At 46.4% G+C, this 17,285-nt stretch carries 10 protein-coding genes and 3 pseudogenes; 5 read left to right on the top strand and 8 right to left on the bottom strand.

Going from position 1 to position 17,285, the window contains the following annotated elements; all coding sequences use genetic code 11:
• On the top strand, positions 1-1,117 hold a 1,117-nt coding region (locus RIC07_RS01650), incomplete at its 5' end, for a hypothetical protein (protein ID WP_446392988.1).
• A gap of 101 nt (positions 1,118-1,218) precedes the next feature.
• Positions 1,219-2,622 (top strand): MlaD family protein, encoded by a 1,404-nt coding sequence (locus tag RIC07_RS01645; protein ID WP_446392987.1) that lies wholly within the window; start codon positions 1,219-1,221, stop codon positions 2,620-2,622.
• A gap of 239 nt (positions 2,623-2,861) precedes the next feature.
• On the opposite strand, the gene RIC07_RS01640 is transcribed toward RIC07_RS01645, so the two are convergent.
• Complete coding sequence (locus RIC07_RS01640) at positions 2,862-3,167, bottom strand: DUF3288 family protein (RefSeq protein WP_446392986.1); 306 nt, start codon at positions 3,165-3,167, stop codon at positions 2,862-2,864.
• 436 nt (positions 3,168-3,603) lie between these two features.
• On the opposite strand from RIC07_RS01640, the gene psaC reads away from it, so the two are divergent.
• The 3 genes and pseudogenes from psaC (at position 3,604) to glmS (ending at position 7,158) form a co-directional block, all read left to right on the top strand.
• Entirely contained in the window at positions 3,604-3,849 is a 246-nt protein-coding gene (gene psaC / locus RIC07_RS01635; RefSeq protein ID WP_071777200.1) for a photosystem I iron-sulfur center protein PsaC, read from the top strand.
• A 121-nt stretch (positions 3,850-3,970) separates the two neighbouring features.
• Positions 3,971-5,087, top strand: a pseudogene (locus tag RIC07_RS01630) (RRXRR domain-containing protein).
• Positions 5,088-5,205: 118 nt separating this feature from the next.
• Positions 5,206-7,158: a glutamine--fructose-6-phosphate transaminase (isomerizing) gene (gene glmS, locus RIC07_RS01625; protein WP_446392985.1), complete on the top strand. Its 1,953-nt coding sequence runs from the start codon at positions 5,206-5,208 to the stop codon at positions 7,156-7,158.
• A 38-nt stretch (positions 7,159-7,196) separates the two neighbouring features.
• Here the strand turns inward: glmS and RIC07_RS01620 are convergent, their stop codons facing one another.
• The 7 genes and pseudogenes from RIC07_RS01620 to RIC07_RS01590 all read right to left on the bottom strand — a co-directional run.
• Positions 7,197-10,199, bottom strand: a complete 3,003-nt coding sequence (locus tag RIC07_RS01620; protein ID WP_446392984.1) for an ATP-binding protein — start codon at positions 10,197-10,199, stop codon at positions 7,197-7,199.
• A gap of 132 nt (positions 10,200-10,331) precedes the next feature.
• Positions 10,332-10,835 (bottom strand): helix-turn-helix domain-containing protein, encoded by a 504-nt coding sequence (locus RIC07_RS01615; protein WP_446392983.1) that lies wholly within the window; start codon positions 10,833-10,835, stop codon positions 10,332-10,334.
• Complete coding sequence (locus RIC07_RS01610) at positions 10,825-11,271, bottom strand: DUF6932 family protein (RefSeq protein WP_446392982.1); 447 nt, start codon at positions 11,269-11,271, stop codon at positions 10,825-10,827. Before RIC07_RS01610 ends, RIC07_RS01615 begins: the two co-directional genes overlap by 11 nt.
• A gap of 54 nt (positions 11,272-11,325) precedes the next feature.
• Positions 11,326-12,642 (bottom strand): annotated as a pseudogene (locus RIC07_RS01605) (DUF1156 domain-containing protein); the annotation flags it as partial.
• Positions 12,643-12,690: 48 nt separating this feature from the next.
• Positions 12,691-15,717 carry a DUF1156 domain-containing protein gene (locus RIC07_RS01600; protein ID WP_446392981.1) on the bottom strand — a complete coding sequence of 1,009 codons (3,027 nt, stop codon included), beginning with the start codon at positions 15,715-15,717 and terminating at the stop codon, positions 12,691-12,693.
• A 245-nt stretch (positions 15,718-15,962) separates the two neighbouring features.
• Positions 15,963-16,571, bottom strand: a complete 609-nt coding sequence (locus tag RIC07_RS01595) for a Uma2 family endonuclease (RefSeq protein WP_446392980.1) — start codon at positions 16,569-16,571, stop codon at positions 15,963-15,965.
• Positions 16,572-16,916: 345 nt separating this feature from the next.
• Positions 16,917-17,285 (bottom strand): annotated as a pseudogene (locus RIC07_RS01590) (transposase); the annotation flags it as partial.

Here is a 17,285-nt window from a genome sequence, read left to right as displayed (position 1 = left end):
AAAAAAGAACTGGAAAGCCTCCAAAAACGGCTGTAATTTTCCCTTGTCGTCAAACCTGAAGACGAGAAAAACTAACTGGTATCATCTGCGTCAAGGTCTGCATCATAAAAAGCGATATATCCACCGACTTCAAAATCAAGTTAAACATCTGAAATCGGCGAAAATTAGAGTGAAGGTATCCAGAGGGGAACTATTTATTGTTGGTTCCAAGGATGAAAGTTATGGGAATCAAACTTGTCAATGGTCTGGGGAGACGATCAAGTTGAGAGTCCCCGGTTGTCTGGAAGCAAAATTTGGGAAATATGTCAGATCAAAAATTGGCAGCTTCTCAAGAAAGATTAATAGATTACCCAGTAGCGGTGCGAAAACCTGGCACTTCTATAGAAAGGATAATCGCTGGGTGGTCGCTGTTCAATTCACACCCGCAGCGGTGGAGAAAGTTAGTAGAGAAATTCAGTATGGTGCCCTGGGTATCGATCTAAATCCTAGTTCTATCGGTTGGGCTTATGTTGATGGTCAAGGAAATTTAAAAGCTCAGGGAACTCTTCCTTTTCAGACGGGTTTGCCCACAGGCAAACAAGATGCTCAAATTGTAGATGTTTGTTTGAAATTGGCAGATTTAGCCAGGAGTTTTCAGAGCCCGATTCTGTGTGAAAGATTAGATTTTTCGACAAAGAAAGCTCAATTAAGAGAGCGTGGCAAAAAATATGCTCGAATGCTTTCTGCCTGGGCATACAGTCGTTTTTATAATATTTTTTCATCGATTTTATCCAACCGAGGAATAGCTCTTCAGTTGGTCAATCCAGCTTACACGAGTTTGATTGGATTGGTTAAATATAGTCGGATGTATGGACTATCGTCTGATGTGGCAGCTGCCCTAGCAATTGCCAGAAGAGGCATGAATTTGAGTGAGAGATTGCCGCGCTCTGTGTCCGCCTATCTCGGAGTGAATCCGAGAAAGCACGTATGGAGTGCTCTATATAAATTTAATAGTTTTATTGGTCGATGCCCTGTAGTCAATCGTAGACACGATTACTATAGTGTCTCTAACTGGGAGCCGTTGGTTAAGGCTGATATCGAGCAACAATGCCGGGTATCAGCCAAGTGTAAGCGTTAACGGTTATCGACCAAAAGTTACACCGTGGACTTATACCAAGACAGAATTACTTGTGGGTAGGTTTGTCTAGGTTTTTAGAAGCGGTACAGTGAGGAGAAATCATGCGATCGCGAACCATTCGAGAAGGCTCCGTTGGCTTATTAATTCTAGTTGGACTCGCCGTGCTTGCTGGCTTGGCTGTTTGGATTCGGGGTTTGAAGTTTGGCGATCGCAGTTACAGCTTTGTCGTCAACTTTCCTAACGTCGCTGGGATGAAAGAAGGAGCCACCGTGCGCTATCGCGGGGTTGATGTGGGCAACATTACTGATATTGAAGCCACAACCAACGGCGTTGATGTCACCATCGAAATTGCATCAGAAGACTTAGTGATCCCAGAAGATGTTGCCATTGAAGCCAATCAATCGGGTTTAATTGGTGAAACCTCGGTAGATATTACTCCACTCCGGGAATTGTCCACTGATATCCAGTCGATGGAACCTCTAAGTTCTGAATGCAATTCAGATGTGATTATTTGTGAAGGTGAGCAGATTCAGGGTGAGATTGGGGTGAGCTTTATTGAACTTCTCCGCAATACTGAGCGCTTAACGACTATCTATACCGATCCGCAATTTTTTAATAACATCAACACTCTTGCCCAAAATGCCTCCCTCGCTGCCAGTGGTATCGCTCAACTTGCGGGTGAATTATCCTTATTATCGCGTTCGGTGCGTCAAGAAGTCGGCGGATTTTCTCAGGCGTCTGATGCGATTACCACAGCGGCTACCCAGACAACTCAACGCATTGGCGATACAGCAGATCAATTTAGTCAGACAGCCGTGCAACTCAATCGATTAATTGCCTCAACGAATGATTTAGTCAGCAGAAATCGAGCAGTTTTAGTCGGAACCTTAACCAGTGTGGGTCAAACCAGCGAACAGTTGCGCGTTCTGTTAAGCGATTTGAGACCAACCCTAGAAAATGTCAACACGACGATTGATTTAGTCAATGCACAAGTCGATCAAGCGGATGTCAGCACCATTATCGAAAACGTCGAAACCGCCTCCGAAAATTTAGTCGCCCTCTCTGCTAATGCAGCGGAGTTATCGGCTGATCTACGCGATATATCCAATTCCCTGGACAGTCCCAGCACTGCTATCGTCTTGCAACAGCTATTAGATTCAGCACGGGTAACCTTTGAAAATACGCAAAAGATTACATCTGATTTGGAAGATTTAACGGGTGATCCGGCGTTCCGTCAAAATCTCAAAGAATTAGTCAATGGACTTAGTGAACTTGTTTCTTCCACGGAACAATTGGAACAGCAAATTGAGGTAGCACAAGTTGTAGAAGCCGCCAGTTCTGAAATTACAACGGCGGCGGTTCAGGTAGTGGATAAATCCCGTGAGCTTAATCCAAAATCCATTGATGAGGAGTTGGCTGAGTCTAAACATAAACTGAATCACCATCACCATATCCTGGAAAAATTGCCGCCAATTCCTAAAAAGTCAGTGGCGGATACGGATTAAGGAGAGCAGGGGGAGCTGGGGGAGCAGGGGGAGCTGGGGGAGCAGGGGGAGCTGGGGGAGCAGGGGGAGCTGGGGAAGCTGGGGAAGCCGGGGAAGCTGGGGAAGCTGGGGAAGCTGGGGAAGTTAACTCAAAACTTTACCTTACCTGTTAACTGTTCCCTATTCCCTGACGAATGACGAATGACGAATGACGAATGACGAATGACGATCTCAGCCGTTAACTTTTATTGTCCTTAATGCTAAGTCCAGTCATCTTGGCTCTCGACAGACTTGGGTTGCTTGTAAACATGACCCTGGCTGTGGATGTGACGGGTTAACTCAAATAACTGTTCTTCTGTCAAATTCCACTGCTGGAGAATCCTTTCCAGCCCCTGTTGAATTTCCCTAGCGCCAGGAAACCGAGAATAGCGAATCCGTAATCGCGCCAATTCCGTCAACTGGTAATCCGTCGGATCTGCTTTGATTTCCAAGAGACGATCCACTAGGGCGCGATCGCTCTTTTCTTGGGGATGTTGTTGGTCTTTGTTTTCTAAGATTGATGACATAATTGTACTTGACTTTTTTGCCGTTATTCTCTATGTGTCCGCTTTAAATTACCCGCAAATGTTACAGAGTTTGAAGTTCTGTAACTTAATGCTCAAACAGATGAGAGCGCTGCGGTACACTAAGCCTTAATCCATTGTCTGTCTTACTGCGATCGGCGAGAATACTCCTGTCATAATCGTTGATTAGACGGCGAGAGCGATCGCCCGTGTGTGAGCAGATCCATCTGCAATAATAGATTGCGTACTGTCACAGAACCTACCGTTAACTTGAATAAGGGATAACGGGCGCTTGTCAAAAGTTGGGACTGTGACCACCTTACCTGAGTCATCAGGTAAACAGTATGCCATTAGAATCCCTGACTATCCTTAATTAGGGTTAGCGTGGGGAGGATATCTAACTCAATCACCGATAATTCTCGTTTGGAGTCGTTATTCTATGTCTCATAGCGTCAAAATTTACGACACTTGCATCGGTTGCACCCAATGTGTACGGGCTTGTCCCCTCGATGTGTTGGAGATGGTACCCTGGGATGGCTGTAAAGCTAGTCAGATTGCCTCGTCTCCACGTACTGAAGATTGTATCGGTTGCAAGCGCTGCGAAACCGCTTGTCCGACTGATTTCTTGAGCGTTCGGGTTTATCTTGGCGCTGAAACCACCCGCAGTATGGGTCTTGCCTACTAACGGTGTTTTGAAACCAATCTATACCATTGTAGGGATACAGGGGCATTGGTATTCGAGCTGTGGCTTGCATGGTAATGTTTCTGTATCTCTACTAATAGTTAGTAAAGAGGGAAAAACCTTGATGCCCACCAAGCCATCCAGGGCTAGGCGGTGGATAAAAGAGGGCAAAGCGGTCGGGAAATGGTCGGACTTGGGCGTATACCACGTTCAACTTACCGCACCATCGCGCCTAGCAGTGCAACCGATTGCTGTTGGGGTAGATCCGGGAAAGTCGTACTCTGGCGTCGGTGTCCAGTCGGCTAAATGTACCCTGCTACAATTGCATCTTATCCTTCCATTTGGTCGCGTTAAAAAGCGGATGGAGACCCGCGCCATGCTACGACGGTCTCGGCGAGGCAGAAGGATTAACCGGGACGTTCCGTTTAAACTGCGTAACCACCGCCAATGCAGGTTCGACAATCGCAAACAGTGCAAACTCCCCCCATCCATTAAAGCCTCACGGCAGTTGGAGTTAAGGGTAGTCAAAGAGTTGGCGGCGATATTCCCGGTAACTGCAATTGGCTATGAGCGAGTTAGAGCTGACATAGACTTTTCCCAACGCAAACGCGCCAAGTCGGGCAAAGGTTTCTCTCCGGTGATGACTGGTCAACAATTGGGCAATATCCCAGATGGAAAAAATCGCCCCTGTCTACGTCCGCGAAGGCTTCTCAAAGGATGGGAACGGCACATCTCAACTCCGAAGCCAACTAGGTCTAGAGAAGGATAAGACCAACAAATCTATAGCCAAACCGGAGACCCACGCAGTTGATGGAGTGGCATTGGCTTGCGGGTATTTCATCAAGTATGTCCCGTTTAATGGCTCTAACTCTCGCGGTTACACTCACTTTGGCAGCGTCAATATCACTCCCTCCCCATTCAACATCATTACCCGTCCTGGCGCAGTAAAACGGGGGAAAGAGTATGGTTTTTTCCGCCGTCAATTGCACTTTGAAGTGCCGGACAAGTCAGGAAAAAGGAAGCGCAAAGGTGGGACAATCACCCCGTTTGGAGTTAAGATTGGTGACTTGGTAAAAGCCGAAAAAGCCGGAAAAGTCTATATTGGCTACGTCGGCGGATTCACTAAAACTAAAGATACCAAAAATATCTCTGTTTGTGACTACACCTGGAAACGTATTGGGCAATTTGCCCCCAGTAAAGTCGAGTTAATCAGGAGGAATAACGGCTTATGTGTAGCGTAAAGGAGATGGACGTCTCCATTCTTCCAGCGTCCCGCTATCCCGCCTCGGATTACTTCGTTGAATCCGAGGACTCCCGCGAACACGTTGAAGGCATAATGTTTGAGGAGTGAGCAGTTCAATGTGTGGAATCGTCGGTTATATCGGCACGCAACCAGCAACAGATATTTTAATGGCAGGGTTAGAACGACTCGAATATCGAGGCTATGATTCTGCCGGAATTGCCACCGTTTGGGAAGGAGAGATTCAGTGCGTTCGCGCTAAAGGCAAACTCTACAATTTACGAGAAAAACTGGAACGTACCGATAACCAAGCCCGACTTGGTATTGGACATACCCGTTGGGCAACTCACGGAAAACCGGAAGAATATAATGCCCATCCTCATACCGATACCCATCAGCGCGTGGCGGTGGTGCAAAATGGCATCGTGGAAAACTATCGGGAATTACGGGAAGACTTGAAAAAACGGGGACATGAATTCCGTTCTGATACCGATACCGAAGTGATTCCCCACCTGATTGCCGAGTTTCTCCCCGAACCCTCAACCCCGGATTTTCAACACCCGAATGCCTTTTTAGACGCCGTGCGCCAAGCGGTGAATCAACTCCATGGGGCGTTTGCGATCGCGATTATTTGTGCCGACTATCCCGATGAACTGATTGTCGCACGACAACAGGCTCCTTTGATCCTGGGATTTGGTCAAGGGGAATTCTTCTGTGCCTCCGATACTCCCGCCCTTGTCCCCCACACCCATGCCGTGTTGAACCTAGAGAATGGGGAACTGGCACGGTTAACCCCCCTAGGGGCAGAAGTTTATAACTTTAACGGGGAACGTCTTCGCAAATTCCCCCGTACCCTCAACTGGAATCCTGTACAAGTGGAAAAACAGGGATTCCGTCATTTCATGCTCAAAGAAATTTTTGAGCAACCGGGTGTAGTGCGAACTTGTTTAGAAGCTTATATTAGCAGTGATTGGTCTGCGGGAGAAAATGATAGCAGTAGCCCAATACCTGATCAAAACCCAGTCGCCGGAGACACCCCATCCACAACCACGCCAATACAATTGGGACTTCCTGAATCGTTGTATGAAAACTTAGAACACGTCCAGATCTTGGCATGTGGTACCAGTTGGCACGCCAGTCTTGTCGGGAAATACCTGATCGAACAACTCGCTGGAATTCCCACGATGGTACAATATGCCTCAGAATTCCGCTATGCCCCCTCACCCTTGACGCGCAATACCCTCACCATTGGCGTTACTCAATCAGGAGAAACTGCTGATACCTTAGCCGCGTTGGAGATGGAAAAACGACGGCGTACTGGTTTAGGACAAGAGTATCAGCCGCGACTGGTGGGGATTACCAATCGTTCCGAGAGTTCTCTGGCGCATTTAGTCCCGCATATTATTGAGACGTTTGCGGGAATGGAAATTGGTGTTGCGGCAACGAAAACCTTTGTCACTCAATTGGTGGTATTTTACTGTTTAGCGCTGGATTTAGCCTATCAACGCCAAACCCTACCTCCGTCACGGATTGCCGAAATTATTGCTGGGTTGCGTCAACTTCCCTCCCAGATTGAGTTGGTGTTATCGCATCAGGAACATTATCTGGAAGAATTAGCCCATGAGTTTGCCGAAACCCAAGATTTCATCTTTTTGGGGCGTGGGATTAATTTCCCTATCGCTTTAGAAGGGGCGTTGAAACTGAAAGAAATTAGCTATATTCACGCTGAAGGGTATCCAGCAGGGGAGATGAAACACGGACCTATTGCCCTATTAGATTCTAAAGTTCCCGTGGTTGCGATCGCGATGCCGGGTACTGTGTATGAAAAGGTGCTATCTAATGCCCAAGAAGCCAAGGCGCGAGATGCGCGATTAATTGGGGTGACACCCATGCATGATCCAGAAGCGGCTCAAACGTTTGATATTTTATTATCGGTACCCGTTGTTGAAGAATTATTGTCTCCAATTTTAGCCGTGATGCCCTTACAGCTTTTGGCATATCACATTGCAGCGCGGCGGGGTTTAGATGTGGATCAGCCTCGGAATTTGGCAAAATCAGTCACGGTGGAATAAGTGAGTTCAGCTAATTAGGGGCTGCTGAATAAGGATCGTCATTCGTCTTCCTCCAAATCACTGTCTAACCCAAGTTCTTGCAGCGCCACTTTGGTTTCTTCAGTTTTCTGGGGTGAAACCTCTCCCTCAACCGAAAATTCCACGTTTAGGGTTAGCTTAAGCTGCCGATCTGAAGCGAATTTAGAGAGGACTCGTGTGTAAAAGTTCATCCATTTTTGGGGAGTAATTTCGCCTTTCCATTTCAATTCGGTGGGAGTTGTGTCTTTGTCGTCCTGATCACCTTTGTCGCCCTTATCGGTTGAGTTGGGTGGCTGGGGAATAGTAACCGTAAATCGCGCTATCTCGCTAACATTCCCAACCGTGGCGGTGACGGTGAAATTTCCGGCGTCATTTCCGGCTTGAAGTACGCCATCGCTGTCAATCGTCCCGCCAATCGTCCCGCCAGTTGCTTGCCATTGCACTGAATCCAGGGGAATTTCTGTGTCATATTGGTCGAAACCTTTGACGACAAATGCCTGCTTTTTAGCGGGTTCAAGTTGGACAGGCTGGGGAGAAATAACTAAACGTGTTAATTTGGGTGGGTCGGTAATTCGTTGCTGGTAGGCGGCGGCGGTTTCCGCTTTGATGATAAAGAGGTCATCGGAAATTTCAATGTCCCTGGCGGCGAGTTCAGTCTGATAAAAAAAGGGTTCGTAGCGATCGCGCGAGGTTTTGCCGACATAAGCTAATGTACCATCTTTTACACCACGAGCGATCGCATCTTTCACCGCGTCAACTCTCAGCAGTCGCGGGAATTGAGGGGAGGCAAAAAAGGCATCTCGCACGGCTTTGGTACTCCATTCCTCAAAGGCTGGAGACCAGTTGCGAACGAGGAATCGGGGACTAATTGCATCTTCGACATCCCCATCGGCGCGTAGGCGGTTGATGATGAGACTGACGATTGATTTATCGGAACCGGAACTGGAGGTGATTAAACCTAGGTCAATGTGGCGCAGCTTGTTGTCTTTGCCTAACAGGATGATATGTTTATAGGAGCGCCATACGGCTTCAGAGAGGTCGCGCTGGGCTTTCTTCAGGTTCAGCGTGAGTTGACTCTGCTGGCTTTCGTCGAGAGTGGTTAATTCTTGGTCGCGGATGTCTTCCCAGGCGAGAACCTTACGGGCTTCTTCTCGCAGGGTAGTGTCGGAATCGGCGATCGCAAAAATTATCGCACTTTTGAAGGTGCGGTCTGATGTCCCGACTTCCCTGATCATGGATTCAACCCGTTTTAGGGTGTCGCTGTGGTCGAAAGCATGGTCAGGTGAGAGATACGCCAGAGTTAGTATGGGTCGTTGGTCAATATCATTGGGTTTTTCCGGGAAGGGAACTAGCTGAACCCCAGGAATCGTTGTAAATACTTTTTGAATCGTCGTGCGAACCTGTTCATCGATGCGTGAGGTTTGAATATTGGCACGGCGGTCAGCTAAGAGTTTGTTTAAGTTGGGGGATAAACTGAAGCGATAACGGTTCTTTTCGATGGCGAGATAATAACAATTTGCTGCTAGGGTTTCCAAGACGGTTTCCACGTTGCCGATGTCTAAATTGGGTTCGGCGACAGCGAGGCGAATTTCTGGAATGGTGGCTTGTTCGCGCAGACACCCACCGTTGGATTCAAAGAAAATGGTGGTCATGACTTTGCGGTGGAGTCGAGAGGTTTTGATCGCGTCTACGGCTTCTTTATCTAGACGGGTGGCGTGGGAGTCTTTTCTACCACAGATATCGGTTGTAATTGCACCCTCAAGTCGGTCTTGTCCGAGTTGTTCAAATACCGCCGCCCGGAACAGGGGGTCATTCAGGGGGGCAGTTCCTAAGGTAATGAGTGGGTCACGATAGGCACCTTTGTAGCCTTCTTGATAGGCATGGGATACCCAAAGCGCTAGCATACTGAGAATGCCTCTGGTGCGCTGGAATTGGGGCATTGCCTGCCATTTGCGTTCAAAGACTGAGAGGACAATTGGATGGAAAGGATAGGTGGCTTGGAAGGCTTCGCTGGCGTTATCGATGGGAAACCATTGGGGTAACTGCTGTCGGTATTCAACCACCCAATCGGCGTAGTCATTACAGGTGGCGATCGCGTCATGGGGCAGCATGATTCTACCATCGGCGGTGACAGCTTGGGCATTCCACTCGAATAAGCGACGACGAATGATTTCTGATGTCTCCGCTTCGGCGGAAATGATAATCGCTTTCCCTAGACGGTTCAGTAGTTTTCTCAATCGGGTATAGTCGGCTTCGTCTTCCGCCGTCATCTCTAACTCAGAGGCGGGAATCGAGACGGCGAGAACGACATTATTGTGCGATCGCGCTTCTTCGGAGAGATTTTGTAAAAAGTTATACAGTTGATTCCCTAGTCCCTGCTTACGGTAGCGACTAACATAGTTCATCAACTCATCCATCAAAATCAGAATCGGTTGATTGACTAAGGCGAATAACTTGGCAATGGTATCTCCTCCCGGTGAGATGCGATCGCGGTCAAAGGGGGCAAATAGGTTAAAGCCGTTTTCACCCGCCAATTGCCAAGCTATCTCCCCCCAAGGGGTTTGGCGTAAGGGCGTCCCATCATCACCGCCTCTGGGGTCAAACCGCTGTCCCACAAAAATAGCGGTGGCGGCTTGGGGGACTGTGGGAACACCCGCCTGTTCTAGGATTTTGCGAACACCAACCCAACGATGGGAATTAGCACCATTTTCGGCTAAGTGGTAAACCAAGGTGAGGGCATGGGTTTTGCCCCCGCCAAATTGGGTGGCTAGGTTGAAGACAGCCGAGGTTTGGGTTTTTTCTCCAGACAGACGGCGCACCACTTCTGCGGCAAAGGCGGTTAAATGTTTGGTCAGGTAGGTTCGTTCAAAAAAAAGGTCAGGTGTTTTATACTCGTCGGGGGCGCTTTGGTTTCGCACCTGGTCTAGGTGTACGGCAAATTCGGCAGCATCCAGGGGTTTTCCTTCGCGTAAGTCGGCGCGGGGGGTTAAGCTGTCGATTCTATACCAAGGTTTGAGTGCCATTATTTTTATTCTCCAATTAATGCTAGGTTCGTAGTAGGCACTTTAGTGCCAGCAGTGAAGACAGCGCTTACTACAAACTCTCGCCATTGGTGGGCGAGACTCTGTACCATTTCCGATTACTTGGTTGTTAAATTAATGGGTCTTCGAGAGCAATTCTTCTTTGGTAATCGGGGTTCTTCTTAGGGTGTCCAGAGGAACTAAAAATTCACCTTTTTGAACGTTTATATCTAAGGCATAAAATACTGACATGACATCGACGAAGCTAGCGGTGTCGTAGTCTTTCTCTTCATACTCCTGAATTTGTGTCTCTTCAAGTCCGGCTAAATCTGCCAATTCTTTTTGGCTGAGTTTAGCTGCCATGCGAGCTTTGATTAGAAGTAGAGGCAAGTCATTGATATCTTCTAGGTTGAGGACTAATGGAATTTTGGGATTGTGGGAGGTGAGGGTTTCATACTCCTGCATTTCCTTTCTGAGGTCGTCAAGTTTTCTTTGGATTCCATTCCTATAGGCTTCTCGCAACTGGGGGTTGTTTTGAGCTTTCTCATTCTCATTCCGGTCTAACTGGGATAAGGATTGCTCAAATTTCTGCACCCAGGATTGGATGTTGTGATAATGTTGGTCATCTTTAATCATCATTCCACCTCGATAAATCTATAGCAATAATTCCTTTTGGTGTATTGGTTCTGGTATCAAATTGGAAAAAGTCGAAATAACAGGTTCCATCAATATCAGCAGGCAAATCAGACCGAAAAAACTCACCTCCGTACTTTGCTTTTTGTTGGCGTTGTGGGTTATACAAAACTGGAGCCAGAGATTCTAAGTAGTTGATATCAACCCCATTCGCATCCCAGCAGGCATCAAAATCACCCGGATTCGGTTTTTCGGTAACGAAACTTCCGTTGATGTATATAAATTGACAACCTGCTGCTTGTAATTGCTCCATCGCTAGTTTTAGTCCAGTTATCAAGCGTAATCGTCGTAGTGTAGTACCGAATCTATCTGTAAATTCTGAGTATGTTGCCCAGTGGATTCCTGGTGGTAGTTTGCCGTTTTCATCGAAGTCGGGAATCATTTCCTTACACCCTAACACAGCTTGATTCTTCGGTTAGGAGTGTATCACTAAGGGTTAAAATCCCAGTCCTTTCTTTCTTGCTAATACTCCATCTACCCAGCGTTTTTCATCAGTGCCATTGGGGTAGAGGGCGGAGAGGGCTTGGGCGAGTTTCCAGAAGCGGACTTCGACACCGACGCCATCGTCAACTAGGAAGCGTTTGAGGGCTTCACTGCGTCCAGCGGCAAAGAGAATCATGCTTTGATGGATGCGGTCTAATACAGTGTTACCTAAGTTTTCCACGGCGGTTTCACCCCAGTCGGTTGATGCTTCTGGCGATTCGGTTTGGTTGAGTAAGCCGGGGATGGCAAGTTGTTGATTTCCTTTCTTTTTGCGTTTGGTTGGCGCTTTGACCTCTCCCCCAGCCCTTCTCCTCGCAGGAGAGGGGAGTAGGTACTCGGCGCGTTCGGATACGGGCAGTAGTTGGGCTTTACTGCCTTTTATCTGGACGAGAGTTGTCAGGTTTTCTAGATGTGCGCCAAGTCCTTGGGCTATTTTACGGGCAGCGTCGAATTCTAGGATGTAACCGCTACTTTTGGTTGATTTGCTGGAGGTTTCTTCGTCGTCGTCTGGTTGAGATTCGCTGCTGTCGCTGGTGGTGTCTGAGGTTCCTGTGGAAAGTGTCCACAGCCACATCGCGGTGAGACGGGCATCTTCTTCAAAACCTGTGGCATCGGCATCGGTGAAAATCATGCTTAGGGCTTCTTTGGACACGGCTGCCCAAACGTATTCTAGGTAGTCTTTGAGGGTGACTTCTTCGCCACTGGCTTTTTCCACGCTGGAATAGCGGGAGAAGATTTCTAGGGCGGGACCAAGACAGGCGAAAATGGCATCAGCACCGACTACGCCTTCTGAGGCGAGGCGTGGCATCCATTCGTGGATGCGTTGGGGGAGTTCTTGGAGAACATCGCGCCAATCACCAATTTCGGTAGTGTTGCGGGGACGACAGACGAGATGAACGGAGGAGGCGAGGGCGGCTGAGTTCATGGCGCGTAATCTTGTCCCCATTTCGGTATCGATAGCCCATGATGCTGTTATTGTCCAACCTGCATCTATCATGGCTTGCAGTTGGGCTTCCCAACTAGAAGTCGCTTTATGGGCAAAGACAATCATTCCCACTCCATCTGGGGCTAAAATTCGTTGCCCTTCGGCGAGTGCGTCAGTCATCGTTTTTTCAAAATAGGCTTGGTCTTTGCCTTTTACTTCGTCAACAATGCATTCTTCTTGCTTGGGTGTCAGTAGGTCAGTGAATAAACTGGGATACGGGTTGGCGAGAGTACGCTTTAACCATACATAAAAGAAGTCGGACAAATCTGCATAAGGAACTGCATCACAGTTATGAACACATCCGGCTGCTGTGGTGTAAGAATGATCTAATGTTTATAGATTATAAACCATTCCTGTATAGGCAATCGTTTCAACTTTACGAATGGGTCTCCAGATGAAGCCATTTTTGAAAAAGCCTTGTTGACTTGTAAATTGACGTTCTATGTTTTCTGTTTTAGGAAGCCCAATATTATCAGCTAGCTCTAATAAACTGGCTCCTAAGATGTCTAAGGAAAAGCGACCCTTGCCTTTTACGGTTTTGCCGTTAACACTATTACTTCTGGACTTCGTTTCACGATAAAGTTTGGTCATGATTCCCAGTTTATTTAAAATTATCTGGGTTTGACCAATGAGGTATGGAGAAACGTTGGTTAAGCTATATTTTTGGCTGGAACGATATCCATCTCCATTCCATAATCCTTCAATAAAAGACCAGAGTAAATTTTGGGGCAGATATAAAACCCAACTCGGTACAATTTTATAACCGTCATCTGCATAGCATAGATTTCTGAAAAATTCCGCAACGGGCTTAGAATAGAAGTTATAACGAATACTACGATTGTTGGCATATTGATTGTTCGTTGATTTTCCGGGCTTGAGTCCAAATACTCGCTCCATTAACTTGGTGACTTCTTGCCCCAAATAGTCTTGTTGTAAGGCAAAGGTAAAATTCACCGTGCCACCATCATTTCTTAAATTGGCGTAACCGTCGGCAACAAAATAGCCCAGTAATTTTAATAAGTGATTATCAACTTTGATGATGTTGGTTTGGAGGTGAAGCGGAGATTTTGAGGCGTTAAGTTCTTGATTAAGCCGATAGACGAGATTTGGGCGAACTTTTAATTCTCGTGCTAGTTCCATTAAAGCCCCTCTTTTCGGCTCTAACGTTTGTAGTTTTTGCCGAACCGCTAAGGTTTTGGGATTGATTTTCTCATAAAACAATTGATTCCCGTCTAAGGTATAGTTATCTGGTGTGAAAATTTCGGATAATTTCAAGTCTTGTGGCTTTAGGGTAGTTTGAAGGATGGGAAACCCAATTAAGTCATAAGGTTGAATTTTACTGGCAGGAATCCAGGTTGCTTGATAGGTTTCAAATTTTTGGTGTTTGCAATGACCTTGCTGCGCTAAATAGGAGCAAGTTGGGCGACAATACTTAAATGCATAAGGGCAATCCGCTGTGTGGATTCCATAAACCGGATGTTCTGGGGTGATATACAAAGGACTGTTGATCCCTGTAATACTGAGTTTTTGAATGTTACCTTGGTAAGGGCGCTGATAAAGCCGCGATACGGGAACAAATCGACCCTGATGAGATAAAACTTTTTCTCCTATTTGGATAGTTTCAATGGGTTTATATCCTTTATCGGTGAGAATGAGTGTGCCAGGAAGGAGACAGTAGGGAGGGTCTGAAAAGAAGCCTTGCGCGAAATTGTCTGGTAGAGGGGGATTAGCGGCTGAACTTTTTTCTATGGAAGCAACAGGATAGGCTATGGTACTTTCTCGATCTAAAACTTCCAGAACGTTCTTAATAGTCACGCTATAATCACCTGCTGCGTTAGAAACTGGTGAAGTCTCGGCAAAGTCCCACGCCATTGGAATTGCTTGTCTTGTGAATAAGTTTCTAATGCGATCCATTGTGATTTGCCATGTCACAAGAGAATTTACTAAATCGGCTATTTTACTCACTCCAATACTCAAAACTGTTTGAACCGCGATCGCCAACCCCTGATCCTCCCCATCAGCCAATTTTTCTCCCACATCATTAATCAACCTCACCAAGGTAATTAACGCCAAAGATTGGCGAGATGTAAATAAATTACCCCACTGTTCCATCCCGTACAGTTGTACGCGAAAACCTAAAGCCCCCTGCGGTGGTAATGGTTCATCCGGCACTAAACTCAACTCTCCCTGATGTTCCTGCTTCCGCGTTTCTAACTCATCCCTCGCTTTTCCAACTACCTCCAAATCTTTCTCTGTCGGTAATCTATAAAACCGTCCCTTCTCTTTTTGCCTAGTCGTCACTACACAGAACAACCGTGCATCATCAGCACCACCATTCCTTACTTTTAACTGCTTTCTCACCGATGCGACTGGAGTCGTAAACCCACAACAGGGATAAGTCGCAGAACCTCGTTTTACTGTCCCATCTCCTACATCTTTCGCCTTAACATTTTGAATAATTGTAAAATCTACTCGCTTATGTTCCGAATTAGGAATTATCTGCAAAGCAATAGAGCGATTCTTCTTTTTTGCCAACCAAAGACTCCGCATTAACGGCACTTCTGCCCCACATCCTGGTCCCTCACAAGTAATCGTTCTCGCCCATAAATAAGCAATCGGTGTCGCCCCATCGGGGTCTTTGGGATAAAATTCAGCTAACTCTTTCTCCGCTTCTTCCTTAACCCACTGTCCCCACTTCCGCACCTCATCCGCCAACTGCTGACCATATTTAGGAATATATTCCAACACCACTTTATTCAGCAGTACCGCCACAGGATTTAAGTCAGAAGCAAACGCATCCGCCCCCACCCGCAGAGCCTCCAAAGGTATCGCCCCACCCCCAGCAAAGGGGTCAACAACTAAGGGCTTTGTTCCCTCAATTCCCCCTAAGGCTTCATGGGCAGCTTGAGTTAAAGCGCGACTGGTTTCTAAATAATCCGGCTGTGTCGAATTATCCCAATTGGCAAAATCTGCAATAAAGTCTAATAACCGATGACGGAGAATATTGAGATGCTGAGGATTCTTAGCATCTAATTGATTTTCCGGTTTCGCTAAAACCTGCCACCGTTTCCAAGTTTCTGTCGCACAAGTCTTAGCCAAATCTCTTGCCGCTTTTTGGGCAAAATTATTAATAATGGCTGTAGCGTCTTCCCGAAACCGTTGGGGACACAATTCATCCACGGGATCAAGCCACAAAGCCGCACAAATCACCGCCCGACAAGCCGCCAGAGGTCGCCTCGCCCACCAGATATGCAGGGTTGAAATATGCCCGTGACGAATCGATTTTTCCCGCCGTGCATGGGCAGAAATGCGTTTGATGGGAAGGTCAACTTCTATGAGGCGTTTTGGGTGAGTCGGCATCTTATTTTAAGCTCCAGTTATTCTCATTGTAGTGGACTGACACAGCTAAAATTGTGGAATAGATTTGACGTTTAAACCGGGCGCAAGCCTTGCGCCCCTACAATTCTAATCTACCATTTTAGGTGTGCCACGACAGTAGCTATTCATAACCCCGTTATGTCCAGATTGTAGAGACGTTGCATGCAACGTCTCTACAGGTTTTTGGCGATTTGCACTCCTATGGGTGACGTTCCCCGGATTTGCTATTATTCCACATTTTCATTAAAATTAATCAGCTTATAAAGCTGACTCAAGGCAATTTTAAAATTAATCGACTGAAGCGTTAATACAGAATCCTCTGATTCATACTCCGTTAACACCCATTTTCCCTCAGAGGATTGAGCATACTGCATCAGATGATATTTGGTTTGGTCAATCAGAATATATTCCTTAAACTCAGCAATTGAACGATAATAAAGAAACTTATCTCCTTGGTCATAATCTCTGGTTGATTTCGATAACACCTCAACAATCAGCAACGGATTCATAATGGTTGTGGTATTTGAACCAAAATAAATAGGCTGACCCTGAACAACCATAATATCGGGATAGGTAAACTGCCGATACTTGGGAATCCACAATTTCACATCACTGATGTAAACCTCGTAGTCTTCATCTTCTAATGCCAAGTTTAAGCGAGAAGCCAAATTGAGAGCTAGTTTATTATGGTTCGTCGTTCCACCCGTCATCGGTACAATTTCTCCATCGCGGTATTCATTTTTGTACTCCGCTTTTTCTTCCAGTTCTAAATATTCTTCTGGCGTGTAATAGGGTTTGACTGTTTTGATTTCAACTGTCGTTGTTTGCAGTTGCATGGATTCACCTCATGACGGTTAATGTTAAGTCAGTTTGTGTGTTGGGTTTCGCTGTCACCATTGGCGTCAACTTAGGGTAAAAAGCAATACTGGCAAGCTTTTAAGCTGTGTCTGTTGACTTCTCTCATTTTCCTCTAACCCCACCCTAACCCTCCCCTTATCAAGGGGAGGGAACTCCCTCTTGCTCCCTTCTTGCTCCCCTCACCCCCAGCTCCTCTCCCACCGGGGGAGAGCTGACAGGTGTAGGTTTTTTACTTGAGGGTGGGGACAAGACAAGGAGGACAAGGAAGGAAAGTAGACAAGGTAGAGAAGAAAAGTAGACAAGGTAGAGAATAATTATATAGTTCAAGACGTATTTATGGAAAAAGATTGTCGTGGAAATAAACCATTTAAGGAAATCCCTTTACCACAAACTAAATCGGCAATAATATTGATTAATCCTTGCAAAAAACAAGAAATATTTCTCTCTTGTTTCTTTAAATCCGATTTTGAATTTATACAAGAATTCAGCTTAGGTTTATCCTTGAACTGTTTTGATATATGGTGCTGTTCTTCACTCCCTACAGTTACTGTCCAAAGTGTTGCTATTGCCATAGCTAACCAAATTCTTTCGGCTCGATCTGGTTCTCTTAAACGAGTTTTATGCCACTGCCATCCATCACTTTTTATATCTCGATAACTTGATTCAATCCAAGAACGTAAACCATACCAAAA

The organism is Coleofasciculus sp. E1-EBD-02 (assembly GCF_040218245.1).
Lineage (GTDB): Bacteria > Cyanobacteriota > Cyanobacteriia > Cyanobacteriales > Coleofasciculaceae > Coleofasciculus.
Note: the sequence above shows the minus strand (reverse complement) of the source record. Positions and strands in the feature narration are given on the sequence as shown.